Source organism: Denitrobacterium detoxificans, assembly GCF_015062615.1.
Taxonomy (GTDB): Bacteria; Actinomycetota; Coriobacteriia; order Coriobacteriales; family Eggerthellaceae; genus Denitrobacterium; species Denitrobacterium detoxificans_A.
Window position 1 is genome coordinate 36,196 of the sequence record NZ_SUUH01000008.1, and the last position, 26,566, is coordinate 62,761.

20 protein-coding genes are annotated in these 26,566 nt (G+C 58.2%); 14 read left to right on the forward strand and 6 right to left on the reverse strand.

The annotated features are described in order from the left end of the window. The first annotated feature begins 390 nt into the window (after positions 1 to 390). Complete coding sequence (locus E7002_RS08785; RefSeq protein ID WP_303728524.1) at positions 391 to 1,698, forward strand: trigger factor; 1,308 nt, start codon at positions 391 to 393, stop codon at positions 1,696 to 1,698. A gap of 220 nt (positions 1,699 to 1,918) precedes the next feature. On the opposite strand, the gene E7002_RS08790 is transcribed toward E7002_RS08785, so the two are convergent. After that, a complete protein-coding gene (locus E7002_RS08790) occupies positions 1,919 to 2,719 on the reverse strand; it encodes a MerR family transcriptional regulator (RefSeq protein ID WP_303728525.1) in 801 nt (266 codons plus the stop codon). Positions 2,720 to 2,844: 125 nt separating this feature from the next. Beyond that, positions 2,845 to 4,068 (reverse strand): nitrate/nitrite transporter, encoded by a 1,224-nt coding sequence (locus E7002_RS08795; RefSeq protein ID WP_303728526.1) that lies wholly within the window; start codon positions 4,066 to 4,068, stop codon positions 2,845 to 2,847. Between the two features lie 313 nt (positions 4,069 to 4,381). On the opposite strand from E7002_RS08795, the gene E7002_RS08800 reads away from it, so the two are divergent. The 5 genes from E7002_RS08800 (at position 4,382) to E7002_RS08820 (ending at position 10,673) form a co-directional block, all read left to right on the forward strand. Next, positions 4,382 to 6,085 (forward strand): FAD-binding protein, encoded by a 1,704-nt coding sequence (locus E7002_RS08800; RefSeq protein WP_303728527.1) that lies wholly within the window; start codon positions 4,382 to 4,384, stop codon positions 6,083 to 6,085. 197 nt (positions 6,086 to 6,282) lie between these two features. Next, complete coding sequence (locus tag E7002_RS08805) at positions 6,283 to 7,557, forward strand: hypothetical protein (protein WP_303728529.1); 1,275 nt, start codon at positions 6,283 to 6,285, stop codon at positions 7,555 to 7,557. 14 nt (positions 7,558 to 7,571) lie between these two features. Continuing rightward, on the forward strand, positions 7,572 to 8,396 hold the full coding sequence (locus E7002_RS08810; RefSeq protein ID WP_303728530.1) for a sulfite exporter TauE/SafE family protein: 825 nt from the start codon (positions 7,572 to 7,574) through the stop codon (positions 8,394 to 8,396). A 12-nt stretch (positions 8,397 to 8,408) separates the two neighbouring features. Continuing rightward, the gene (locus E7002_RS08815) at positions 8,409 to 9,719 is read left to right on the forward strand and encodes a histidine kinase (RefSeq protein ID WP_303728531.1); all 1,311 of its coding nucleotides are present in this window, start codon (positions 8,409 to 8,411) and stop codon (positions 9,717 to 9,719) included. Positions 9,720 to 9,959: 240 nt separating this feature from the next. After that, positions 9,960 to 10,673, forward strand: a complete 714-nt coding sequence (locus E7002_RS08820; RefSeq protein WP_066664661.1) for a LytTR family DNA-binding domain-containing protein — start codon at positions 9,960 to 9,962, stop codon at positions 10,671 to 10,673. Positions 10,674 to 10,877: 204 nt separating this feature from the next. Here E7002_RS08820 and E7002_RS08825 read toward each other — a convergent pair whose 3' ends face one another. Continuing rightward, positions 10,878 to 11,297: a hypothetical protein gene (locus E7002_RS08825; protein ID WP_066659947.1), complete on the reverse strand. Its 420-nt coding sequence runs from the start codon at positions 11,295 to 11,297 to the stop codon at positions 10,878 to 10,880. 142 nt (positions 11,298 to 11,439) lie between these two features. Between E7002_RS08825 and E7002_RS08830 the strand changes: the two genes are divergently transcribed. Both E7002_RS08830 and E7002_RS08835 read left to right on the forward strand, forming a co-directional pair. Beyond that, on the forward strand, positions 11,440 to 12,258 hold the full coding sequence (locus E7002_RS08830; RefSeq protein ID WP_303728532.1) for a DUF6591 domain-containing protein: 819 nt from the start codon (positions 11,440 to 11,442) through the stop codon (positions 12,256 to 12,258). A 66-nt stretch (positions 12,259 to 12,324) separates the two neighbouring features. Further along, complete coding sequence (locus E7002_RS08835; protein WP_303728533.1) at positions 12,325 to 13,545, forward strand: serine/threonine-protein kinase; 1,221 nt, start codon at positions 12,325 to 12,327, stop codon at positions 13,543 to 13,545. 127 nt (positions 13,546 to 13,672) lie between these two features. On the opposite strand, the gene E7002_RS08840 is transcribed toward E7002_RS08835, so the two are convergent. The 3 genes from E7002_RS08840 to E7002_RS08850 form a co-directional block, all read right to left on the reverse strand. Then, positions 13,673 to 14,512, reverse strand: a complete 840-nt coding sequence (locus E7002_RS08840; protein WP_303728534.1) for a phosphatase — start codon at positions 14,510 to 14,512, stop codon at positions 13,673 to 13,675. A gap of 147 nt (positions 14,513 to 14,659) precedes the next feature. Beyond that, positions 14,660 to 16,849 (reverse strand): formate dehydrogenase subunit alpha, encoded by a 2,190-nt coding sequence (gene fdhF / locus E7002_RS08845; RefSeq protein ID WP_303728535.1) that lies wholly within the window; start codon positions 16,847 to 16,849, stop codon positions 14,660 to 14,662. A gap of 16 nt (positions 16,850 to 16,865) precedes the next feature. Next, positions 16,866 to 17,432 (reverse strand): 4Fe-4S dicluster domain-containing protein, encoded by a 567-nt coding sequence (locus tag E7002_RS08850; RefSeq protein ID WP_303728537.1) that lies wholly within the window; start codon positions 17,430 to 17,432, stop codon positions 16,866 to 16,868. Positions 17,433 to 18,588: 1,156 nt separating this feature from the next. Here E7002_RS08850 and E7002_RS08855 point away from each other — a divergent pair. The 6 genes from E7002_RS08855 to E7002_RS08880 all read left to right on the forward strand — a co-directional run bounded on the left by E7002_RS08855 (position 18,589) and on the right by E7002_RS08880 (position 26,561). After that, on the forward strand, positions 18,589 to 19,122 hold the full coding sequence (locus E7002_RS08855; RefSeq protein ID WP_303728539.1) for a 4Fe-4S dicluster domain-containing protein: 534 nt from the start codon (positions 18,589 to 18,591) through the stop codon (positions 19,120 to 19,122). A gap of 68 nt (positions 19,123 to 19,190) precedes the next feature. Next, positions 19,191 to 21,419: a formate dehydrogenase subunit alpha gene (gene fdhF / locus E7002_RS08860; RefSeq protein ID WP_303728540.1), complete on the forward strand. Its 2,229-nt coding sequence runs from the start codon at positions 19,191 to 19,193 to the stop codon at positions 21,417 to 21,419. A gap of 116 nt (positions 21,420 to 21,535) precedes the next feature. After that, positions 21,536 to 22,141: a 4Fe-4S binding protein gene (locus E7002_RS08865; RefSeq protein WP_303728542.1), complete on the forward strand. Its 606-nt coding sequence runs from the start codon at positions 21,536 to 21,538 to the stop codon at positions 22,139 to 22,141. Positions 22,142 to 22,147: 6 nt separating this feature from the next. Continuing rightward, a complete protein-coding gene (hyfB, locus tag E7002_RS08870) occupies positions 22,148 to 24,151 on the forward strand; it encodes a hydrogenase 4 subunit B (protein WP_303728543.1) in 2,004 nt (667 codons plus the stop codon). 13 nt (positions 24,152 to 24,164) lie between these two features. Then, positions 24,165 to 25,103: a respiratory chain complex I subunit 1 family protein gene (locus tag E7002_RS08875; protein WP_303728544.1), complete on the forward strand. Its 939-nt coding sequence runs from the start codon at positions 24,165 to 24,167 to the stop codon at positions 25,101 to 25,103. Between the two features lie 18 nt (positions 25,104 to 25,121). Next, on the forward strand, positions 25,122 to 26,561 hold the full coding sequence (locus E7002_RS08880; protein WP_303728545.1) for a hydrogenase 4 subunit D: 1,440 nt from the start codon (positions 25,122 to 25,124) through the stop codon (positions 26,559 to 26,561). Positions 26,562 to 26,566 lie beyond the last annotated feature (5 nt).

Genomic DNA, 26,566 nt, shown 5'->3' on the forward strand with positions numbered 1-26,566 from the left:
TGCGGGGCAATCGTACGGGCGGAGGCGCTTCGCTGTCCGCCCTGCTGCGAGGGGAATCCGCTCGCCGGGTCGTGGGGTGCTCCACGGGCGGATGCGCTGCGCTGTCCGCCCTGCTGTGGGCGGAATCCGATTGGTTGGGGCAATCTCACGGGCGATTCGCTGTGCTCTCGCCCTGCCGCGAGTTGGTTGGGGCCGTGGGGCCACGGGCGCGGACGCTTCGCTGCGCGCCCTGCTGCGAGGGGAGTCCGCTCGCCGGGTCGTGGGCGATCCCACGGGAGCTCTCTGCGCTTTCCGCCCTGATGCGAGTTGGTTCTGCTCGCCGGGATTTGGGGCTTGGAGGGTTGGTTTGCTGCTATCCTATACGCGGATTATTTAGACGAGAGGATTGTTATGGCTATTGAGATTCTGTCTGATGAGCTGGTGAATGACGGCCATGTGATGCGCGTTACGGTGCGCATTCCGGCTGGCGACAAGGCTTCTATGGTGCGCGAGGGCCTGCTGGGCTTGGCGCAGGAGGCTCGTTTGGCTCCGGGCGAGGGTGGCGAAATTCGCGCGGCTCTCGAGGATAAGTTCGGTGCCGATAATGTGGCTGCGGGCCTTACGTCGTACGTGGCTTCCATGGCTGCGCCTGCCGTGGTGAACCAGAAGAACCTGCATATCATGTTTACGCCGCAGTCTACGGCTGAGCGTGTGGATGGCCTGTTCGACGAGAATGCGCTCGAGATGAAGATCGATCTCATTCTGCGCCCCGAATATGAGCTCACCGATTATTCGCCCGTGCACGTGAAGCGCCAGTCCATCGAGATTACCGACAAGATGGTCAGCCTGCAGATTGCCCAGGAAATGGAGCGCTTTGCGTCCTTCGAGCAGGCTGGCGGCCCGCTCGAGGTGGGCGATTACGCCATGTTCGACATGACCACGCAGGTCAATGGCCAGGAAGCTGCCAGCCTTTCCGGCAAGAACTCGCGCATTGCGCTTGTGAAGGGCGAAATGCCCGACGGTTTCATCGACGCTGTCGTGGGCATGATGCCGGGCGACGAGCGTACGTTCGACTTCACGGCCAAGCTGCCGGGCGCTCCCGATGGCGCTGCTCCCGACACGTTCAACGTGCGTGCGAAGCTCATCGAAAAGCGTCTTCGCCGCGTTCCCGAACTTACCGACGAGTTCGTGCGCGAGAGCATGAAGGGCGCGGGTGTGGGCGAAACCGTTGAAAGCTTCCGCGCTGCCGTGAAGGAGCGCATGGAAGCTCAGCTCGCTCAGCAGCAGAAGCTGCAGGACGAGAACATGGTCGATGCCGAACTCGCCAAGCGCCTTGACGCCAACATTCCCGATCTGTATCTGGAAAACACCCATCGCGATATCCTGCAGAACATGCAGGCAAACCTGGCTGCGCAGGGCATGACTATCGCCCAGTACGCTCAGCAGCAGGGTGCCAACGAGCAGCAGTTCAGCATGATGATTGCCATGCAGGCGCGTGAGTCGCTGCGCCAGGGCTTTGCGCTCGATGCGTATTTCCGCCATATGGGCCAGGAAGTCACCGATGCCGACATCGAAGCTGCCCTGCATGAGATGACGCCCGGTCACGAAGAGCAGGCGCGCGCCAACTTCGACAAGAATGGCGCCTGGTTCGTGGTGCGTGAGACGGCTGCCCGTCTGAAGGCGCACAACGACGTCGTTTCCAAGGCCATTTTCGAATAGCGAGCGTCCCATACAAGCACAGGGCGCCGGTTGCGATGTGCAGCCGGCGCCCTTTTTACGCTGCGATATGCGGTTATTTGCTCTTCCTGCGCAGTACCACGAACAGTACGACGATGATGAGCAGAATGATGAGTAGTTCGGTCACGCCGAATGGTCCGATGCGCATGGCGCTCCTATCGTTTGCCTTCAGTTGCGTCCATTATACGATGGGGCGTGCTTGCTATTCCTCAATAGGCGCGTAGATGTTCTCTACGTCGGTGCCCTTGCCGTCCAGGTTCAGGAACTGGGGTGCCGTGAGGATGTCGCCGGCTATCTTCAGATTGTGTTCTCGCAGATAGCGGCGCAGCGGCTCGTAGGATGAGCCTTTCGTGCCCTCGGAGCGCGTGATTTCGCGCCGCCAATACACGCAGGGGCCCAGAGGCAGCAGGCGCGCGTGTTGGCGAGCGTTGCGCGAAAGCAGGTGGGCATCGGTTTGACGCACGCCGATGATGTAATTGGGTATTACCGTGCGCGCTTTCGATTCCACCAGGTGGCTCTTGATGATGCGCATGCACTGCGAAGCTCCCAGTAGGCCATAGAACTCCGCGATGGTTTCCTGCCGCTTCATCGAAACGCTGAAGTCGCGCTTCACGGATGCCTGGATGTACAGGCAATCGGGCGCGTTCGTAATCGAGAAGACGTTATCGCCTTCCCTATGCTCTATGTAGCCAAGCGCGTTCGTTATGGTGTCCACGCGTCGCTTTAGGATCTCGATCTGCTCTTCGATGTTGTCCTTGCGCGATGCAAGGCTGGTCAGAAAAGCATCGGTTGCCTGAGGGCTGTCGATGTAGTTGATGGCCTCGTCGATACTGAAATCGTACGAAAGCAGCTTGCGGAATGCGTTCATGCGGAACGCGTCTTCGGGCGAGAAGTCGCGGTATCCGTTGTCCTCGCGCGGTGATTGCGGCAGTCCTCGTTTCTCGTAGAAACGAATGCTTGAGTGGCTAAGGCCTGTCATGGCCGAAAACTCCTTGATATGCATGGCCCCTCCCAAGACGGCATATCTATCTCCCCTATAAGACAAACTACACCTTAAACCAGCTTCAAGGTCAAGATAATCCCCACCTAAATAGGGGCAGGGGAAGAATGAAGCTGCAGTAGGCTTGCCTATTCTTCGATGGGCGCGCGCCAGCGGTTCAGCGTGGCGACGACGATGACCATGGCGGCAACGGAAAGCACGAACAGGATGACGTACGTATAGAAGTAGCTTCCCAGAAGGTCCTTGAGCGGGCCGGGCAGGAAGTTCATGACCAGGCCGCCAATGACGTACACGACCTGGCAGTTCTTGATGAATTTGCCGCGTCCGTGTTCGGGCGCCAGCTCCAGCGACCATTCCGACGTACCCACGGTGCCCAGCGCCATGCCTGCGCCGAAGAGCACCGATCCGGCAATCGCGAACAAGGGATTTACGAGCACTGCTGCGCACAGGCAGAGGATGCCCGTGGTCTGCAGGCCGAACATGATGGCCGTTGCGCGTGCCGTATCGATCTTGTCGAACAGCTTTCCAGTGGCGTATTTCGAGATGGTCAGGCTAATGCCGGCTACGGAAAGCATGGCGGCGGCGAAGAAGTCGTTGTAGCCCGAAGTCGTAAGGTACACGGAAAGATACGTGAGCGCGCCCATGCAGATGCCGCCCACGGCGGCAAGCGCCAGGAAGAAGCGATTGCGCGCCCTGTTGGGCATGGGGATGGGCTTGTGGTGGGTGACGCGATGCGCCTTTTCGGCGGCGGTCGCTACGTGCTTGTGTTTTTGCATCCCCATGGCGGAGGGGTCGTTGCGTAGGAATACGCCGATGATGGCTGCAATGATGAGCGCCATGTATGCCTCTACGATGAAGGCGATTTGCAGCGAGATGTTGCTGATGATAGCAACCACGATGATGGGGATGACGATGCTCGCCACGCCGCTGCCCACGGTGGCAAACCCGATGGCGCTTCCGCGATCGCCTTCGTACCACCTGTTCACAAGCATGGTCATGCCCACCATGCCGCCGAATCCGTATCCCGCGCCTGCAAGTATGGCGCCGATGACGAACATGGGCATGGCCGTGGCGATGGAGTATGCGAAGAAGCCCATGGCCGTGAGGATGGTGGCAAAGCACACGCCCATGCGCGCGCCGAGCAGGTTGAAATAGCGGTCCACGAACAGCATGGCCACGATGGTGGTAAGCGTTCGGACAGCCAGGATGATGGATCCGCCCGTGTTGCCCACGGCGGGCATTGCCACGATATAGGGCTGATAGACGCTGAACGACGTGCTGGGCAATCCGATGTTTGCGAAGATGAAAAGGAAGCAGCAGAGCGTGATGACCTTTTCGTAATGGTCCTTCATGCGGTGGCTTGCTCTCCTTTCCATGTTGGTAGTGGGGGAAGGCAGCGAAAACGCCGCGAACCCCGCGTATTGCGGGCCCTCATGTATCGCAATACGTAAATTTGCGCGTTAGATATTTGTAACGCTATCACGCGAATTCATGAAGAAATTTTTTCCACTTTAGCCTAGCGAAGTGCCATTCGTCGTTTCAAATAATGCGTATATCCAGGTAGATAACTATTTCGCGAAAAGCCCTTGACCCTCAACCAGCTTCAAGCACTACGGTGTCTTCATATGTTCCACACAACTTAACACAGGGAGTAGGGAGGTTTGCATGGAACGCATGGAGGAAAAAGAAGTAACGTCGGCGATTAACGTAGACATGAATCGTCGCGGATTCCTGAAGGGTGCCGCGCTTTCGGCGCTTGGCATTGCGGGTATGGGCGCGCTGGCTGGCTGCGGTCAGGCCAAGTCGGCCAATTCCGCTAGCACGGATGATTCGTCCAAGGCCGCCGAGGAGTTCAAGGCCGATGAAACCCGCGAAGCGGATATCGTGGTCGTCGGCGCTGGCGCTGCAGGCATGATGGCTGCTCACGTGGCCGCTCAGGGTGGTGCGAAGGTCGTCATCCTGGAAAAGGGCGCCGACTATTCCGCGCCTAATGGCATGTACGTTTCGGGGCCGTTCGCCGTGGGCACCGACGTGCTTCAGAATAAGGAAGGCGGTACGACGCTCACCGTCGATGACGCGTTCTACCATGTCATGGAGTACTCCCACTGGACGCCCAATCCGGCTCTGCTGCGCCGCTGCCTGGAAGAGTCGAAGAACGCCGTGGCCGAGCTCGAGGGCATTGGCTACACCTTCAAGGAGACGAACTTCCGCTTCGAGACTCCGTTCGTGGGTGAAAAGGGCGGCTTCCACCTGATCACCATTCCGTCCGATGAGCGCGTGAAACTGTGGGAGAGCTCCGTCGAGGCCGATGGCATCGACATTCAGTTCGATACCGAGTTCGTGTCGCTCGTGGTTGACGATAAGGGCAAGGTCACGGGTGCGAACTGCACGAAGAGCAAGAAGAACATCACGTACAACTGCAAGGCCGTAATCATGTGCGCAGGTGGCTACCTGGGCAATCGCGACCTGCAGGAGCGCTTCCTGCATACGCGCAAGCTCAACGTTGCGCGTGGCGGCGATAGCATCTGCACGGGCGATACCATCCTGGCCGCCGAGGCTGCGGGTGCCGCTCTCGACAAGACGTTTGGCTACTGTCCCTGCGAGTATGGCGGAACCAACAGTCTGGCCACCCGCCCTGCCAAGCAGGACAAGTTCGACCAGAACACCGCCTTCAAGTTTGGCCTGTATGGTTGCCTGCTGGTGGACGCCGAAGGCAAGCGCTTCATTAACGAGGGCCTGCTGTGCGACTACCCCATGAGCTACGGCAGCGAGCAGATCATCTTGAACGCCCCGTGGTACGCCGTGGTCGACCAGGCTTACGTGGATGCCATGAAGACCCAGGGCCTGTACGAGTACACCACCGCCAAGGGCGCTACCAGCGAAAACTGGTTCATCGGCAACTACTTCAAGGATCGTGTGCTCGAGAATCTCGATTCCGATATCGAAGAGGGCATCAAGGAAGGCTGGTGCTACAAGGCGAATACGCTCAAGGAGCTTGGTGAATTCTTCGGCCTCACCGACCTGGAGGAAACGGTTGCCCAGTACAACAAGTACTGCGACGCGGGCGTGGATGCCCAGTTCGGCACTAACCCCTGGTATCTCTCGAAGGTGGCAACGCCTCCGTTCTACGTTACGCAGAACGAGCCTAGCGCCTGGAGCACCTTCGGCGGCGTGCGCACCGACGATAACTGCAACGTGCTGAAGGCCGAGGACAACACGCCCATGCCCGGCTTGTATGCTGCGGGCACCGACTCGGGCAGCCTGTACTATTCGCCGTACTATGACGTCCCCGGCTTCTGCTATGGCCTGTGCATCGATTCCGGCTATATCTCGGCCACGGAGGCTCTCGAGTACATCAAGGAAGCCTAGGAATAGCGCATAACATCGCTCCCTGTCAGCACATCCCTCCCAGTGTTGGCATGGTATGGGCCCGCCTTCTACCTCAGGAAGGCGGGCCTGCGTTGCATCTGGCGCGTTGCCGGCAAGCGGAACGCGGCTGGTTTGGTGAAACATGATGCCAAGGGTCGTTACGTCGGCTACAATAAAGCGGTTTCGAAAGGAGGGGCATGAATCCGCTAATCATCGTCCCGACATACATTTCCGCTCGCGAGAAGGCGCGCCCCACGGGGCATCATACGGTGTACGACCACGTTACCCCGCTTTCCCGCCCCGGCGAGCTGGGCCGCATGCTGAAATCGCTCCAGCGCGTGCGTGGCGTGGGCCAGATCGTCATTCCCGTGGCAGCAGAACGCGACGCCGCCGTTCCGGCTATGCAGAAGGTGCAGGCCATCTGCGCCCAGTTTCCGTCGCTGAACATCATCGCCGTTGGTCAGGCTGAACTCGCGCTCATTCGTCAGCGCTTCGAGCAGCTGAACATGGGCCGTATGGAATACGAAATCGGCCTGGAAGGCTATAGCGCCGTTCGCAATCTGGGCCTGGTGCTGGCCAATATCTTCGGCTACGACTCCGCGGTGTTCCTCGACGACGACGTCGTCATTCAGGATCCGGAGTTCCTGGCGAAGGGCGTCTACGGCCTGGGCAAGCTTACGCGCCGTGGCATTCCCATCTTGGCCAAGACGGGCTACTACCTGAATTCCGAAGGCACCTACCATTCGAAGAGCCAGGACAAGTGGTACAACCGCTACTGGGAGCAGGGCTCCGCGTTCAATTCCTGGATCGATTCGGCCATGCGTGGCCCGCGTCTTTCGCGCAGCAACCACGTGTGCGGCGGTTGCCTGGTGCTCCATCGCGAAGCGTATCGTCGCGTTTGCTTCGACCCCTGGGTCGTGCGCGGCGAAGACCTCGACTACATGCTCAACCTGCGCATGTACGGTTCCGACATTTGGTTCGACAACAAATGGGTCATGCTGCACCTTCCGCCCGACACGAAGAGCGAGGGCACGCGTTTCCGCCAGGACATCTTCCGTTGGCTCTACGAGTATCGCAAGATGGAATACGCGCGTACGCAGATCGACTTGAACCAGGTGAAGCCCGAATCGCTCATGCCGTATCCTGGGCCGTTCCTGGAGCCGGGCATTCGCCATCGCATCATGCGCACGGCGTTGCTGCGCAGCTTCGGGCGTCCCGACAAGAAGCAGTATCGCAATGCCGCGAAAGTGGCGTTTACCGATGCCACGGAATACGCGGAATCGAACTGCTCGAAGTACTTCGAGTTCCAGTACATATGGCCCGAGCTTATGGCTCGCACGGAAAACGATCGCATTCTACGTACGGCGCTGCTGGAATCGGCGGCTTTGCGCCATGGCGAAATGCGCCAGCAGGAAAGCCTCGATCCGGGCGCTACCAGCGAGATTCGCTTGAATCTGCCCGATTCCGAATAGCATAGGTGCCCCTTTTGGCGACGTTTGCCATATCCGTTTTCGTTGGGGTCATCGTAGGCGTCCTTTCGGGGATGCTTGGCATAGGCGGGGGAACGATCATCGTTCCCCTGCTTCGTTTGGGCTATGGCCTGCAGGCCATTCAAGCTACTGCCACCTCGCTTTTCACCATCATCCCTACGTCGATTGCCGGCGTGATTACGCATGTTCGCAACCGCACGTGCCTGGTGCCCGTGGGGTTGGCGGCTGGCTTGGGCGGTGCCTGCACGAGCCCTGTGGGCGTGTGGCTTGCAAGCGTATCGCCGTCGTGGCTGATCATGCTGGTGGCGGCTGGCGTTATCGTCTACAGTGCATCTCGCATGCTCGCGAAGGGTCTGCGCAAGCCCAAGGCGTCCGTGCGCAAGGTCGATGCGCTATCGCAGGATGCTCGCGGCCCTGAATCGAAAGAGGATGCCATACCACCTCGCCGTCGCATCCTGGTGGGAGCTAGCGTTGGTCTTGCCGCCGGCGTGCTGAGTGGCTACGTGGGCGTGGGCGGCGGCTTTATCATGGTGCCGCTGTTTCTGGCCTATGCGGGTGTTTCCATGCGCCAGGCGTCGGGCACGTCGCTTCTGGCCGTGGCTATCCTGTCCGTTCCCGGTGCGGCCACGCAATACCTGCTGGGAAACGTGCAAGTGCTTGCGGGCCTCGCCCTGGCCGTGGGGTCTATTCCCGGTGCCGTATTGGGTGCTCAGCTTGCGCGTCGCATTCCCGACCGCGTGCTGCGTCTTATCTTTGGCGGCATGTTGATGCTTATGGCCATCATGCTCGCCGTGAACGAGATCGTCTCTTTGGGCAATTAGGAAGGTCTGCCTATGTTCTCGCATGTTTCCCGTCATACCCAATACTTGCTGGCGGAAGCCGCATTCGCCTTTGTCGCGGTTATTGCGGCAGTGTGTATGATCGTGATGGTCATCGACCCCATGCGCAACATGCAACTCATGGTGGCCGTGGGCACCATTTTCACCATCAGCCTCATCATTCTTATTCGCCTCTGGCTCGACCCCGACCGCATTCGCGCTGTGCAGAGCAACGCCGTGCTGAAGCTGGCCAGCAAGATGGCTGCTAGCATGTCGGGTGGCCTGAACCAGACAAGCGCTCAGGAGATTTGCGAGGCTCTGCTGCCTGCCACGAGTGCCATTGCCGTGGCCATTACCGACGAGCGCGTGATTATCGGCTACGCAGGCAGCGGCAAGGAATACAACAAGCAGGGATCGCCCATTCGAACGGTTGCCACGCATGCCACCATCGACGATGGAAAGATGCGCGTGCTTCATTCCTCGAGCGAAATTGGCTTTCCCGAAGACCATCACATCATCAACGCTGGTATTGTTGCCCCGCTCATCGTGAGCGGCAAGGCCGTGGGCACGCTGAAGTTCTACTACCCGCGCCCGCGCAATATCAACGAGACGCAGCAGTCCATCGCCGCGGGCTTTGCCGAACTGCTTTCCACGCAGGTGGCGGCCTCGGCGCTGGAGGAGCAGAAGAAGCTCGCCACGTCGATGGAGCTAAAGGCCCTGCAGAGTCAGATTAACCCGCATTTCCTGTTCAACACCATCAATACCATCGCGTCGTTCGTGCGCACCGATCCCGACAAGGCGCGCGTGCTGCTGCGCGAATTTGCCACATTCTACCGTCGCACGCTCGAAGATGCGTCCGACCTTATCCCGCTGTCGCGCGAAATCGATCAGACGCAGCGTTACCTGACGTTCGAGATTGCGCGTTTCGGCGAGGAGCGCCTGCAGATGGAATCCGACATTCCCGCTTCGCTGTCCGGCAAGCTCGTTCCTGCGTTCATGGTGCAGCCCCTGGTGGAGAACTCGGTTAAGCACGCCATGCCCGCACGTGGCACGCTGCATATTTCCGTGAAGGCATGGAGCGAGGGCGATGATTTGCTCATATCGATCGTGGATGACGGCGTGGGCATGAGCGAGGACAAGCGCCGCAACATTGCCGCCCCCGGTTCTTCCACGGGTTTGGGCATTGCCGTGCGCAATATCAACGAACGCATCTTGGGTTACTTCGGCCCCGATTCCTACATGGACGTGCAGAGCGAAGAGGGCAAGGGAACTACGGTGACCCTGTTCTTGAAGGATTGCTGCAAGGGATTGAATAACCCCAGTTAGATCGCGTCTTTTGGTTAAATTGCGTCCATGGTCGCATATATGCGGACGCATGCCATATATTGTGGCTTGACGCATATGGTTCCAGACGCATACCGTATTCAGATGTAACACGTTTACGTCGTTACGGCGAACATGCGAAATTCTCGGATAAACGGCATGCGTTGTCATATACTTGGAACGGTAAATCGATGCGTACCACCACAATATGTGGGGTAGACCGGTTGAAAGGAGCACCACGTGGTGCTGAAAGCTATTATCGTTGATGACGAAGCTCCTGCTCGTTCAGAGCTTAAGTTCCTGCTCGATGAGCTCGGCCAGACGGAAGTCGTTGCCGAGGCTGCCAGCGTGCGCGAAGCTATCGAGAAGCTGAAGGACTATCCCTGCGATGTCATGTTCCTCGACATCAGTATGCCGGAGGCAAGCGGCCTGCAGCTGGCCGACGCCCTGCAGCATCTGAAGTTCCCGCCGGCCGTGGTGTTTGTTACCGCGTACAGCGAGTTCGCCATCGATGCCTTCAAGGTCAATGCCATCGATTATCTGGTAAAACCCGTGGAAACCGAGCGCCTGTCTCAGGCAATCGCCCGCGTGAAGGAACACGTGGCGCTGCATGCCAAGGTTCAGAAGCTCGAGCGCATCCCCGTGGAAAAGGGCGGCAAGAAGATTCTTATCGGCATCGACAGCATCCGCTATGTCATGGCGCGCGACGATTACGCGTACCTGCAGACCGATACCGACAAATACTTCAGCACCGTCAGCCTGGCCCAGCTGGAAAAGCGCCTCGATGGTCACGGATTCTTCCGCGTGCATCGTGGGTATCTGGTCAACCTTTCTCAGGTTGCGGAAGTGGAGTCGGTGTCCGGCGGCACGCTGCTGCTCACGCTCGACGGTTGCGAGGAAAAGGTTCCCGTTTCCCGCCGTCGCGTGTCTTCCCTGAAGAAGGCTCTGGGCCTGTAGTTCGGCCTGGTTACAACAACACTGCAACGCCCGGTTCGCTTATGCGGCCGGGCGTTTTTCGTGCGTGATGAACGTGACGCCTAAGGCATGCGGGAGCGCTTTAGGCATTCGGGTCTGCTGCATGCAAATGCTAGAAACCCGCGGGCGCGTGCTTGCTCGCGGGTTTCTCGTCGCTTGGCTTATGCGTGGGGTGCCGCCAAGCTGCTAGCCGATGATTTCCTCCCCGAAGCGGTAGAGCTCTTCGTTCGTCTTCTGCAGGCTGCAACCGCGGTCGATGCAGAAGATGATGATGGCGTCGCGCCTATTCTTCGAGTATAGAAGGCTTGCGCCAGCCGCTTCGAGCGCGCGGTTGGTTTCGGTGAGGTTCAGCGCCATGGCAAGGGCGATTTGGAGGACTTTGTTACGGCTTGGTCGGCGTTGCCCCTTGAAGATCATGTAGCCGTAGGTGGGGATGATGTTGGCCATGCGCGTAACCTGGGCCTCTTCAAGACCCTTTTCCTTTAGCAGGGTCTGCAGGTATTCCGAAAGCGAACGCTCGGTGAATTCGTGCCCATCGATGAACTCGTCAACGCTGGGAGCGTTGAGCAGCTCGTCGAGCATCTTGTCAGTTAGCGGTTCTTGCATGGGTTTCCTTTCTGTTTCAAGGGTACCCTACCCGAACTTTTTTGGCGCTTCATTAACTGGCAGTTAATGAAATCGCTTTTCGCCTCAACCAAACTGGGTGGTGTCGTAATGGAGTGTTTCATATGTTTGAGAGGGGTAGATTATGAACGCAGGGATAAGAATTCGCAGCGTGTTTGCCGCGTGCGTGGTGGTTGCTGCGCTCGTGGTTGGAGCGTGCATGACGGGTTGCTCGGGGTCTGGATCGCAGCAGTCGAATTCGTCTTCGACTGCTCAGGAGCAGAAGAGCGAGTTTGTGGGCTATTGGCAGATAGAGTCGGGGAAAATTAGTGGCACGTCGTATACGTCCGATCAAATTGATAAGGCGCGATCCGGTGGCCTTAATATCGTGGTTGCGATGAAAGAGGATGGTTCTGGTTTGCTAGTCGCGCCTGGTTCGGATGGTCTTAGTGAGCAATCTTTTACGTGGACGGATGCTGGTGATGGAAATGCGACGGTGCGAATGTCTGGCTCTGAAACTGATAGTTCCGACAAGTGGCAGCTGTCGAACGGCAAGCTTCTTCTAACGCAGGGTAGCGATTTGATAACCTTTTCCATGATTAGCGAATCAGCATACAATGAGGCGTACGAAAGCCTTAAGGCTGCTTCTTCTTCATCTTCCAGTTCCTCCAGTTCTTCCAGTTCGTCTAGCTCCTCGAGCGATAGCGAGGTAACGCCTGAACTCAAGTCCTTCCTGGACGAGTATGAGGCGTTCATTGACGAGTACGTCGACTTCATGAAGGAGTACAAGAGCTCGGGCAATGTCTCGTCGTTGCTGAGCAAGTATTCCAGCATCATGTCGAAGTACAGTTCGTTCATGGAGAAGTACAACGCTATCGATAAGGATTCGCTCTCCACTGCCGATCTGGCGTATTACACCGAAGTGAGCGCACGCGTTACGCAGAAGCTTGCCGAAGTCATGTAGCGTTTGGCGAATTCCGTTGGGTGAGGGGTCGCGGTATGCGGCCCCTCTTTTGGTACGATGGCCTGTATGAACGAAGACTCTCTACATCAGGACCTAAGCAGCTACCTGCAGGCGCGCGAAGAGCGCGAGCTGTATCGCGTTGATGCTGTGTTGAAGGAGTCTCCCTTTGAGATAACGCAGCGCGTGTATCGTCGCAATTCCGATGGTTCCGAAGATGGGCCATATGTGCGGAAGATCTTTTCTGGTGAAGCAGATAAGCGCCAGGTGGGCGGCACGTATGGTTTGCTCTGGCGGGAGCAGCAGGCAGGTGGGGAGATGCGCAACCTGCCTCGCTTGTACGGCGTGTATGACGCTATTGATTCCCTTGAAGTGCTTATGGAATACGTGGGTGGCACGTCGTTGCGCTCGCGCATACTTGCGCATCCCGAGCGACGGATGGCCCTTACGGCAACGGTGTTTCCGCAGGTGTGCGATGCCGTAGCGTCCTTGCATGATGCTTCGGTGGGCCCTATCATCCATCGTGATATCACGCCTTCGAATGTCATGTGCGATGGGGCTGATGATGGTCGCGTTCGCGCCGTTCTCGTCGATTTCGGCGTCGCGCGCATTCATAAGCAGGAAGCTACTGCCGACACTGCCCACTTTGGCACGGCTGCGTATGCGGCGCCCGAGCAATATGGCTTTCGCCAGACCGACGTGCGCACCGATGTGTATGGCCTGGGCGCGTTACTCGCTTTTTGCCTGATGGCGCGCGACCCCGTTCGATTTGGTGGGGAAGGGGAATGCTGCCTTTCGGGTGCGCCGGAAGCGTTGGCTGCGGTGGCAAGAAAGGCCATGGCGTTCGACCCCGATGACCGCTTTCAGTCGGCGCGTGAGCTCAAGGAGGCGTTTCTCTGCTCGCTTGAGGGCCGCGTTGCTCCTCGAGCGCAGCAGGGTTCGAGCGTACCTGTAGGGGTGGGTGTCGCATGGAATGCGCTGCTGCTCATTCTGTTCGTGACCTGGACGGCGAGTGTTGGATTCGCCTGGGCGAACAAGCCGCTGTTGTTGGTTGGCTGGCCGATGGGTATGAAGGTTTTTCTCGTCGTAGCGATTGCCGTTCTGTTCTTCGTCTTTCCTGTCGTGCTTCTTTGGTTCGCTGCGGACAAGCGCAGATTGCGCAGACGATTTCCCCTCATCGATCGCGGTTCTACGCGAAGGAACGTGCCCGTCTTGCTCATTGCGGTGGCGGTATCCTTGCTGCTCTTTGGCTTGCTCTGGTGGTTGATACGCGCCTTGGGACTGCAATAGGGCTCCATGTTGCAGCTGTTCACTGTTGGGGTGGGCTCGACATGGGGCAATTCCCTCCATGCGAAAGGGAGCCTGCGGCCGAGATGGCGCGCAGGCTCCTTCTGATGTGTCGGGTGGCTTGTGGCGCTTACAGCCCGGGAATGGGCTCGCACTCTTCGGCAGGTGCGATATTTGCGGCACGCAGGGCGTTCAGGAACGCTTCGGCCGAGCGCGTGGCGATGAGCTCGCGCGGGAAGTGCATCTCTTCCAGTAGCTTGGGAACATAGTGGAAGTCACCGATTTCAGCCGAGATGTGGCTGTCGGTGTTCACGGCGATGGGCGTGTTGGTCTCCGCGCAGCGCTCCAGGATCTCCAGGCACATCTCGTGCGATTTCTCCACGTGCGTGAAACTGTATTCGTTGATCTCGATGAGCTTGTGGTTCACACGGGCGGCTTCTAGCACGGTATCGATGTCGTAGCGGATGCCCGAGCGGCCCGAGTGGCCCAGCGTGAGCACCTTCGGATGCTCCAGGGCGCGTACGTACATATCGGTTGCCTGTGCGATGGTGGCGTTGCGTGCGAACCATTTGTTGTGGACGCTGGCTACTACGTAGTCGCAGCGGCGGAAGACGTAGTCCTGCATGGATATGGGTTCTACGGGCGTGCCGTCGATGCTGGTGGCGAATACGTCGTCGGCGCCATACAGGTCGCCGTGCAGGTTCACGATATCCGCCTCGGCGCCATGCAGCAGCTTTACGCCGTGCCATTCGCGCGGCCAAACGCGGTAGTTGTTGTAGTACTGGTAGTTGCGAATGTCGCGCTGCAGGTACAGCATGTCGCTGAAATGATCGGTGCTGCCCAGCAGCTCGATGCCGCGTTCTGCGGCGGTGCGCACGTTTTCTTCGATGGTGGAGTATGCGTGGCGGGAAAAGATGGTGTGCGTATGCGTGTCACATGCAAGGCGCAGAGGTTCGGTTTGCGTGCTCATGGCTGCCCTTTCGTTCGCGTGTCTTCCGTTCGTATTGTTCTCCCTCGTTCGGCGCGGCGCAAGCGCATCGGGAAATGCTACGGCGTAAAAGCACGCGGGCGACCCCGTGAGGGGCCGCCCGTTACAGCATGAGGCTGAGGAGGCTAGTTATGCAAGGATGGTTTGTGCTTCTTTAACTTCCTCATCCTGAGCAGCGGCTTCGCCGGCCAGGAAGTCCTTCATCTCGTTGTACAGAGCGGTAACCTTGCGCTCTGCGGCAACCTGATCGGGAAGGGCGATGACCTGGCAAGCGGAGTGCTTGTCTTCGGGCGTGCCGGACAGGGGGTCGACCTGGTGCATGGTGAGGACGTTGCACTTGCCGATCCACCACTGGTAGGTCATGTAGACGGCACCCTTGTTGATGCGGTCGTCGATGATGGCACGCGTGTACACGGAGCCACGGCGCGACTTGACCTGAACGATGTCCTGGTCATTGATGCCACGCGCAGCTGCGTCGGCAGGATTCATGTGAATCTCGCCCGGCTCGTCGGCGAGCGCGGTGAGGGTGCGGCAGTTGCCCGTCATGGAACGGCAGCTGTAGTGACCAACCTCGCGAACGGTGCACAGAACGAGCGGATATACCTCGTCGGGCGTCTCGGTCGGCTTGATGTAGTCGTGAGCCATCAGGATGGCCTTGTGGTCGGCCGTGGTGAACTGGCCGCCCTTGTACAGCGTGGGGGTGCCGGGGCAGTCGAGCGTGGGGATAGGCCACTGGGCATGACCCGTGCCTTCCATCTTCTCGTACGTGGCGCCATAGAAGTTGGGGCACAGCTCACGCATTTCGTCCCAAATCTCCTTGGTGTTGTTGTAGTGCATCGGGTAGCCCATGCGCGTGGACAGGTCGGCAAAGATCTCCCAGTCGTGACGGCACTCGCCCTTGGGCGGCACGGCAGCGGTGAAGCGCTGGAACGTACGGTCGCTGGCGGAGAACACGCCGTCATGCTCACCCCAGCTGGTGCCGGGCAGAACGACGTCGGCCAGAGCGGTGGTCTGCGTCATGAAGATGTCCTGGCTGATGAACAGGTCGAGCTTGCTAAGCGATTCGATCATGTCGGTAGAATCGGGCTCGGTCTGAACCGGGTCCTCGCCGAAGTTGTAGAACGCGCGAATCTCGCCGCTCTTCGCGCCATGGGGCACGTCGGTGAGCTTGAAGCCTTCGCGGGCGGACAGGAAGCCCTCGGGGAGGTTCCATGCCTGCTCGAACTTGGCGCGCGCCTTCGGGTCGGCAACCTTCTGGTAGCCGGGGAACAGGCTGGGCCACATGCCCATGTCGCAGCTGCCCTGAACGTTGTTCTGGCCACGAACGGGAGCAACGCCTGCGGCATCGCGGCCGATTTGGTTGGTGATGCAGGCGATGGCGGCAATCGTGTGGACCGTCTTGACGCCCTGGTTCTGCTGCGTAACGCCCATGCCCCAACCGATGATGGAGTTGGGGGACTCGGCGTACATGTGCACGGCGCGACGGAACGTAGCCGGGTCGACGCCCGTGATGTCCTGTACGTATTCGGGGGTGTACTTGGAGATGACCTTCCACCACTCGTCGAAGCCGTTGGTATGAGCGTCAACGAATTCCTTGTCCATCAGGCCGTCGTTCACGATGACGTTTGCGAAGGCATTCATGAAGGCCAGGTTGCAGCCGTTCTTGATGGGCATGTAGATGTCGGCGATGCGGGCGCTTTCGGTAACGCGCGGGTCGGCGACGATGAGCTTGGCACCGCGGGCCTTTGCCTTCACGATGCGGCGGGCAACGATAGGATGCGACGCGCTGGGGTTGTAGCCAAACAGGAAGATGCAGTCAGCCTTTTCCATGTTCGGAATGGATACGCTCATGGCGCCAGAGCCCAGGGTGTCCATGAGGCCGATAACGCTGGGGCCATGGCAGGTACGGGCGCAGTTATCGATGTTGTTGGTACCGATGCAAGCGCGCGTGAACTTCTGCATGACGTAGTTGGCTTCGTTTCCGGGACCGCGGGAAGAGCCGGTGGTCATGATGGCGTCGGGGCCATACTCTTCCTTGATGGCCATGAGCTTCTTAGCGGTGAAGTCGAGAGCTTCGTCCCAGCTCACGCGCTCGAGCGGACCGCCCTTGGTGCGGCGGATCATGGGGTGCAGAATGCGGGGAGTGAGAATCTTCGTGTCGTTGATGAAGTCGTAGCCGCACATGCCCTTCAGGCAGAGCTCGCCTTCATTGGTGACGCCGTCGATGCCCTCGGCATCTACGACAACGCCGTTCTCGACAATAAGATTGAGCTTGCAGCCTGCTCCGCAGTACGGGCAGACCGCCATATGCTTTTCCATAGTGTTCTTCTCTCTGCTAGGCAAGGACCGGATTCAGGGGAACGCTCGAAAGCGCGCCAGCCGCTTCGGCTGCTTCAACCCATTTGTTCTTGCGAGACGTATCGAAGGAGACGTTGTCCTGGACATGCAGTGCGCCAGTCAGGCAGGCTCCGACGCATGCGGGTCCGTCTTCGCGATCGTGGCAGAGATCGCATTTGACGATGTACGGGTTGCCAGCTTCGCCAATGAAGAGCTCGTCCGCGCAACCGGTGTATACGTTTTCGGGACGGCCGACAATCTGAATAGCGCCATAGGGGCATGCCATCATGCAGCTGCGGCAGCCAATGCAGCGATCTTCACGCATGGCCACGCGGCCATCGTCTTCGTGATAGAGCGCATTGACGGGGCATGCGCGGGCGCAGGGAGCGTCCTGGCAATGACGACATGCGATAGGGGTAGATACCTTCAGGGTAGAAACTACGTTGAGGCGCGGGATAGCCACGTCACCAACAATGTCGTGCTTGTCAAAGCACGCGGCCATGCAGGTCCTGCATCCAATGCAGAGTCCAGCATCGCCGACGATGAACTTGTTTCCGTCCACCATCGTCTCCTTCTCTTGGCTGGATAAAACCCTCTCCTGACCCTTGAAGGCGAGATCATGCGCTCTTTGAAATGGGCAGGGGAATGCCCTACAGCTCTTCCTTGCAGAATAGGAAGTGGGATTGTGCTGATGATGAAACGCAGAAAAGAAGCGCCCTATGTCTCGTCTTACATATGGGCTACCGAAACTCTATAAACCTCCATAATTCTTGTCAATATATTCTCTACTAAGAATAGGGTGTACTGGGCGAGGGGGAGTTGGTAGTGCAATTACTCTCACCTGGGGAAACAATGCCGTTCAGTGATGCTATTGCAGGATCTTGCTGCCATGATGTCGGTAAAATGTCGTAAATTACGTATAACTTCCGTAATACTATCTAGATACAAAGTGCAAGGTCAGAGCGTTTTTGGGTTCCAAAAACGTGGTTAAGCGAAATATGTCCTCCCGTGCCCTTACGGGGGGGCCGTGCGCGGATCGGTTCGGAGGCGACGCGAAAAGGCGCTCAAGCAGCGAATTTTAGGCGCTTTACCTGGCTTTTTAGAGAAGTTGTGACGGCTTCGCAACTCTTCATTTCGGCATGTGAACGTATCGTGAATCGGTTGTGTTGAGGGCGGCGTTTTTGCCGCTTTCCTTCGGGCTTCGAAACCGGCGATTTCGAGCGTAATAAGGTGCCCTGTTTTTACGTTGCCTGGCTTGCGCATAAATACGCGGTTTTGTTTTTCTAAAAACTCAAAAGCCCAGGAAACAGAAAGAATATGTAACACATTCGTGTTTTCCGAAATTTGCCCGATTTGCGTAGCGCTCTCTCTATTGTTCAAAATCTGTGTATAACAAACGTAATATCCAATTATTTTCAACTAAGATAGATTACTTTGAGTTGCAATCTGGTAATAAAAAGTGTCTTTCGAGAATCACAGGAACTATCAGGGGTGATACGAATAGACTAATTAATAATACCCTTCGCTTAATTGACGATACGATGTCAAAACGGTAATCTTCTTCATATCGAGTTCACGAAATTTTGAACGTGATCACTCTTCTGAAGGACAAAACATAAATGTGATGTCCTTTGTTCCAAATATGAATTTCTTGCATACAACCTAATCAGGTTCCCCATACGAGTCGCTCGGGAGAAGCGAGAGGGAAAGGACGGACTTTTATGGGAAGCAAGTTTGTTGTGTCAGATCCGCGTAAGTGCGTGGGATGCAAGGCATGCATGACCGCATGCCTGGTTAAGCATTTCCAGCCGGGCGATGTGCCCATTTCGCGCCTCAATGTCGTGCATGCCGACGCAGATACTACTGCGCCGGTTGTTTGCCGTCATTGCGAGGACGCCCCCTGCGCGGCGGCGTGCCCCACGGGCGCCCTCTATCGCGACGGTAATCGCGTTGCCGTCGACATTGCTCTCTGCATCGGATGTCGCGGCTGCGTAATGGCATGCCCGTTCGGTGCGGTAGACGTCGCGGAGATCTTCCGCCCCTACCAAGTAAATGATGTCGAGCTTTCTGCTCGCACCACCCCCGTTGTCGTGAAATGCGACCGTTGCGTCGATAGGCCCGAAGGCCCGGCATGCATTTCGGCATGCACCTCGGGCGCGCTCTCGCTGGTTGATCAGCGAGACATCGACGCCAATGTCAGGGACAAACGTCTGAACGCTGCCGAGGCGTCTCAGACTTTTGCCGCAAGGTTTTAGTAGGTCGCGCAGGCCGGCGCCGGATGGAAGGCGTCGGCCTGCGCACGGAAGAGGAGAGAGAGGGCAATATGGAGAAGCACATGGTTGTGTGCCCATATTGCGGAACAGGCTGCAAGTTCAACCTTCTCGTGGAAAACGAGAAGGTTGTCGGCGCTGAACCGCTAATGGGTCTCACAAACGAGGGCGAACTCTGCCTGAAGGGCTGGAGTGGCTATGACTTCATCAACGATACGAAGATCCTAACGCCACGCCTGCTCCACCCCATGATGCGTACGTCTCGCAGCAAGCCTTTCCAGCGCGTTAGTTGGGATACTGCGCTCGACTACGTGGCGGAGAAGCTTACCGCCATCAAGGAGAAGTATGGTCCCGACGCCATCATGACCACTGGGTCGTCGCGTGGCACGGGCAACGAATCCAACTTGGCGATGCAGCGTTTCGCTCGCGCATGCCTGGGTACCAACAACATAGATAACTGCGCGCGAACTTGACACGGGCCCACAGTCGTCGGTCTGATTGACACAGTTGGAGCAGGTTCTATGAGTTGCGGTACTCCTGGCATGGAGGACGCTGGTTGTTTGTTCTTGTTCGGTTACAACCCGAACACTTCGCATCCCCTGGTTGCACGCCGTATCGTGCGCGCCAAGGAAAAGGGCGCGAAGATCATCGTTGCCGATCCTCGTTTCATCGAGACGGCGCGAATTGCTGATATTTACATGCCCATTAAAAACGGCTGCAATATCGCATTCCTTAACTCGTTCGCGTACGCGATCATCGAGCAGGGTCTGGTCGATGAGGAATTCGTGCGCGAGCATACGACAGGTTACGAGGACTTCGTGAAAGTAGTGCAGAAATACTCTCCCGAAGCCACGAAGGATATTACGGGTATCGACCCGGCCATGATGAGGGAGGCGGCACGCATGTATGCAACTGCAGAGCCCTCTTCTATTCTGTGCTGGGGCATGGGCGTTTGCCAAAGCGCTCAGAACGTGGAAGCGGTGCATATGTGCGCCGCCATTGCGTGCATTACCCACCAAATTGGCAAGCCGAATTCGGGTCTCGCGCCGGTACGCGGGCAGAACAACGTGCAAGGTGCTTGCGACATGGGCGCCCTGCCGAACTTCTTCCCTGGGTACCAGAGCGTTACCGACCCGGCCATCAAGCAGAAGTTCGCCGATGCGTGGCATATTCCCGTTGAAAAGCTCTCCGATCACGTGGGATATAAGATCACCGACATCGGTCACCTGGTGGACGAGGGGAAAGTCCGCGCTTTCGTTTGCATGGGCGAAGATGGCTTGCAGACCGAGCCCGACGCGAAGAAGTTGAAAGAGCAGCTCATGAAGCTCGAATTCAATGTGACGCTCGACATTTTCATGACGCAGACGGCCGAGATATCCGACGTTATCCTGCCGGCAACCAGCTGGGGCGAGCACGAAGGCGTATTTTCCGCCTGCGACCGCACGTTCCAGTACTTCAGCCAAGCGGTACCCGCGAAAGGCGAATGCCGCGATGACTGGGATATCATCGCAGACCTCTCCACCCGCATGGGCCACCCCATGCATTACGAGAATACGAAGCAGATTTGGGACGAGGAATGCCGCGCCCTGTGGCCTGCGGCATATGGTGCCACGTACGAGAAGATGGAAGGCCTGGGCTACGCGCAGTGGCCGTGTCCCACGCTCGACCATCCGGGTTCGCCCGATTTGTTCCTGGGAGGCAACTTCAGCATGCCCGATGGCAAGGCCAAGCTTATGGCCTGCGATTACGAGGGCCCCACGGAAGTGCCCGACCGCGAGTACCCGTTGGTGCTCTGCACGGTGCGCGAAGTGGGTCACTATAGCTGCCGCTCCATGACGGGCAATTGCCGCGAGCTTGCCGACCTGGCAGACGAGCCTGGTTACGCGCATATCAGCCCCAAGGAAGCCGAGAGTCGAGGCATCAAGCATAACGACCTTATCTGGGCGTATTCTCGCCGCGGAAAGATCATCACGCGTGCCTTCGTAGATGACCGCGTCAATGACGGCGCCGTCTACATGACGTATCAGTGGTGGATCGGCAAGTGCAACGATTTGGCCTTGCACCATGTGGACACACGTTCGCATACGCCCGAGGACAAATACAGCGCATGTCAGGTTGAACGAATCGACGACCAGGTGTGGGCGGAAGAACACTGCATGGAGTTGTACATGGAGCTCAAGGAGCGCCTGGCAACTGCAGCAGATGGTCAGTTCAGCGAATTGGCCGATGAGCAGTTCGCGCGCAGCGAACGGGGAAGCGAATCGGTGGCGGTTCTTAATTAGTGATAGGAGGAGCGTCGCGCGGGGTCACAAGACGAGACCCCGCGCCTAGGGCGCGCCCGTGGAAGCGATACGCGGGCGCGGAGGAGAGAACGAGTTTCACACAAAGGGGTGAATTCATGAATCGCTTTATCGCAATCAATCCGAATCGATGCATTGCGTGTGGCACATGCCGCGCGGAGTGCGCCGAAGGGCATCGCAATGCCGGATTGCTTGACGAGCCGCGTTTGGCGCTATACGAGAGCCGAGACGTGGTGGCATCAGTAACATGCCATCATTGCTCAGGCGCTCCGTGCGCTCGCGTGTGCCCGGTAGATGCAATCACGATTTGCGATGACGGCTGCGTGCGTGTAGACGAGCACGTTTGCATCGGCTGTAAGCTATGCGCAGTCACCTGCCCGTTCGGGGCTATCCACATGTTCGGTACGCCCATTTCGGGCGTTGCGGGCACGGAGTACAAGACTCCTACGTTCCCCGCTTCCACCGACCCGATTCTCCAGTGGGAAATCGGCGTTTACTCCGCTGCGGTCAAATGCGACCTGTGCGAGTACGACCACGGCCATCCCCATTGCGTCGACGCGTGCCTTACCAACGCCCTGCGTTTGGTGGAGTGCGACGACGACGCAACCGAAATCGAGGGAAAGCGCCTCGAGGCCATCAAGGGGAACATGGTTATTGTCGAAAACTTCGACCAACAGCAAGAACACGACAAGGAAGGGAGGTAGAGAGCCATGAATCTATTGATTGCTTCACTAGGCATCTCCACGGTGGGCGGCATCCTGTCGCTTCTCTGCGGAAAGAATGAAAGCGCGGGCAAGACGGTGGGTTGCGCATTTGGCGTAATCGCTGCCATCGCCTCGTTGATTGCTGGTCTTGGAGCCATTACCGGTTCGGTGCAGACCTTCCAGATGGGTACCGTGTTCTTTGCGTTCACGCTTCGTCTGGACGCCCTGTCCGGCATCATGGTAACGGTCCTTTCCGTGCTTGCTCTGGCGGCGTGGATCTACGGTTTCTCGTATTTCGACGATTACCGTGGCAAGGGCATTTCGGCTATGGCGTTCTTCATGAACCTGTTCGTAGCGTCCATGAACTGCGTCTGCACGACCGATAGCGCCTTCTGGTTCCTGGTATTCTTCGAGCTCATGTCGCTCACCAGCTATTTCCTGGTTATCACCGAGCAGAACGACGTTTCCATCAAGGGCGGCTTCATGTACTTCGTGATGGCCCACGTTGGCTTCTTCATGATCATGGTGTCGTTCCTTACCATGGCCGCGCTCACGGGCAGCTTCGAATTCGAGGCGTTCCGTTCCGCGCAGTTCTCGCCCGTTATCGCGAGCCTCTGCTTCACGCTTGCGTTCCTGGGCTTCGGTTTCAAGGCTGGTATGATTCCGTTCCACTCTTGGCTGCCCATGGCTCACCCCGCGGCGCCTTCCAACGTGAGTGCGCTGATGTCCGGCGGCATGATCAAGATTGGCATCTTCGGTATTGTGAAGGTTGGCTTCGACCTGTTGAGCGCCTGCCAGGTTGAACTGTGGTGGGGCATCATGGTGCTGCTTTTCGGCGCTGTTTCCAGCGTGCTCGGCGTAGCCTACGCTCTGGGCGAGCATGACATCAAGCGTCTGCTTGCCTATCACTCGGTGGAAAACATCGGCATCATCCTGCTGGGCGTTGGCATCGCTCTCATTGGCGCTGCCACCGGTTCGGCCGCTCTTACCGTTATCGGCCTGCTTGCTGGTCTGTTCCACCTTATCAACCATGCCATGTTCAAGGGCCTGTTGTTCCTGGGTGCTGGTTCGGTGCTGTTCTCCACGGGCACGCGCAACATGGAAATCCTGGGTGGCCTGCGCAAGGTCATGCCCACCACGGCTGTGTGCTTCCTCATCGGCTCGCTGGCCATTTCCGCCATCCCGCCGCTGAATGGCTTCGTGTCCGAATGGTTCACCTATCAGGGTCTGTTCACCGCTGCAATGTCGGGCGACGCTGTGGTGAAGGTAGTCTGCGCCTTCGGCGCGGTCATGCTGGCCATCACGGGCGCTCTTGCCGTCACCTGTTTCGTGAAGGCCTACGGCGTAACGTTCCTGGGCGCTGCTCGCAGCGATGTGGCCGCCAACGCCAAGGAAGTTCCTGCTCCCATGCGCCTAGCCATGGTGCTGCTGGCAATCATCTGCGTTGGCCTGGGCGTTTGCGCTCCCTGGGTTGTGCCTTCGCTCACTCAGGCTGCCGCTAGCATTGCTGGCACCGCCATTGCGGGTACCGCGAATGGTGCGAACCTGGTCAATCCCGTTCTGGAGAGCGTTATCTCCACGCCTCTCGTCGCGATTCTGCTCATCGGCGTCATCGTTGCCGTCTGGGCCGTGGTTCGCGCGAAGAGCACGGGTGGTGTTTCCAATACGCCCGATCCCTGGGCTTGCGGTTACAACCCCACTCCCGATATGCCCCTGGTGGCCAACAGCGTTGGCGCTCAGGTGAAGCATTTCTGGGCTCCGTTCTATCGTATGCGTGACAGCCTGTCTGCGCAGAGTCCCGCATGCGCTCGCATGTTCCAGGGCCTTTCGAAGTGGGCATATCGCGTTCAGAACTGGGGCGATTTTGCTTTGGTCGATCCTACGGCGCAGTTTGTCGAATGGCTTGCGCGCCAGTCGAGCAAGCTGGAAGGCGGCGACTTCCGCGTATACATCTGCTATGTCGTGGTTGCCTTGGTCGCGTTCCTGATCCTCGGCGTCGTATTCATGTAAGGGGGTGCTTCACATGCTAGAACCGATTCAAATTGTTATCGCTCTCGTGCAGGGCATCCTCTTGGTGCTGCTCGCTCCGCTGGTATCGGGCATCGCGCGCAAGTTCCGCGCCAAGATGCACACGCGTCGCGGACCAAGCGTATTCCAGGATTACTACGATATTGCGAAGCTGCTGAAACGTCAGGATGTGCACAGCAATCATTCCAGCAACATTTCGCGTATCCTTCCGCCGCTCTACATCGGCACCATGTTCGTGCTGGCAATGGGTCTGCCCATGGCCACGCGCGTCAGCCCCATCCCGGCGCTGGCCGACGCGATCCTGATCGTGTACCTGCTTGCGCTGCCACGCTTCTTCTTTGGCCTGGCCGGCCTCGATTCCGGAAGCGCATACGCTGGCACCGGTAGTGTTCGCGAGCTGCTCATCGGTACGCTCGTCGAGCCCTCCCTCATGCTGGCCCTGTTCGTAGCTGCGTTGGCTTGCGGCACCACCAACATCGCCGAAATGGGCGTTGCCGTGGGCGCTGGTTCCGTTGCCAACCCCATCGCATTCGTTGTTGCAGGCGTTGCCTTCGCGGTCGACTGCTACATCGAGATGGGCAAGCTTCCTTATGACTTGGCGGAAGCCGAGCAGGAACTGCAGGAGGGCCCTCTGGCTGAAATGAGCGGCCCTGCGCTCGCCATGATGCATATCGCCATGCCCATGAAGCAGGCAATCATGGCCACGCTGTTTATCGCCATCTTCCTGCCCTTTGGCAGCTCGGTCGATTTCAGCTTCTTTGGCGTGGCTCTTGGCACGGTGGTTTACGTGCTGAAGATGCTGGTCATCCTGTTCATCACCATGGTTCTGGAAAACGTGGTCAGCCGCGTTCGCTGGAATATCACTGGTCGTCAGACGTGGTTCGTGGTCGCAGTTACCGTTTGCGCCTTCGCGTTCTGCGTGCTGGGTATTTAACGAAAGGGGGAATGAGACATGACATTGTTCGCAAGTGCATCCATTCTCGTGCCTTTCGTGTGCGCGCTCCTCACGATCATCTCGCCGAGGCGCGTTGATAAGGGTATCTGCATCACGGGTGCGGCGCTGTCCTCTCTTGCCACCGTGCTGGTCGGCGCACAGTTCGTCGGCGGTGGCATGGAGCCGGTTACGGTAACCTGGCTCTCGTTTGGCACGGTCCCAGTAATGGGATTCGTCTTCGACAAGGTGAGCTGCCTGCTCGCACCCACCTTCGTCATCATTGGTCTGCTGGTCGTCATCTACTCTACGGCGTACATGGCACCCACGAATCGCGAGCATCCCGACGAGCCGCGTAGGCGCTTCTACGCGTTCCTCATCATCTTCATTGCTGCCATGGCGGGTCTGGTATACAGCTCCACCATCATCGGCCAGCTGGTGTTCTTCGAGATCACGGGTGCTTGCTCCTGGGCTCTCATCGGTTACTACAACACCGATATCGCCCGCGCGTCGGCTATGAAGGCCCTCATCGTTACGCACATTGCGTCGCTGGGCCTCTACATCGCCACGGCGGTTCTCTTCGCCCAGACGGGTACGTTCGAGCTGACCGCCATTGGCTCGCTTGCTGATGGCCCCAAGACGTTCGTCATGCTGGCAATCCTGTTTGCCGCATGGGGCAAGTCCGCGCAGATTCCGTTCTACATGTGGCTGCCTTCCGCCATGAACGCCCCCACGCCTGTTTCTGCCTATCTGCATGGCGCATCCATGGTTAAGGTTGGCGTGTGCATCTTCGCCCGCGCTCTTATCTGCGCCGGCACGGTGAACGAGGTTGTGGGCTGGGTCGTCGTCATCGGCGGCATCGTCACCTGCATCTTCGCGTTCCTCATGTACCTGCCCCAGGACGACATGAAGCGCTTGCTGGCGTTCTCCACGATCAGCCAGCTCAGCTACATCTTCCTGGGCTTCGGTTTTTACATCTTCGGAAGCGGCATGGCCTTTGATGGCGCTGTTATGCACATCTTCAACCATGCTTGGGCCAAGACCCTGTTCTTCCTGCTGGCTGGTGCGTTCAGCTGCACCATGGGCACCCGCATGCTGCCTCAGTTGCGCGGCGTCCTGAAGAAGCGCCCCATTCTGGGCATTGGCTTTGGCGTTGCCGCCCTGGCAATCGCTGGCTGCCCTCCGATGAATGCCTTCTTCAGCAAGTTCTACATCTTCAGCGGCGGTTTCCTGACTGCTGCTAACAATGGCCCGCTGCTGTTCATCGTGGTCATTGCCCTCATCGAAACGGTTGTCTGCTTCATGTGGTTCCTGAAGTGGATGGGTTCGGTGATGTTCGGCGAGCCCAGCGAGGTTGTCGAGAATTCGGCTCCCGTGCCCGCCGCTATGAAGGGCGTGTTCATCGTCCTCATCATCATGACGTTCTGCTCCGGCTTCTTCGCCGCAGCCTGGATTGGTTAGGAGGT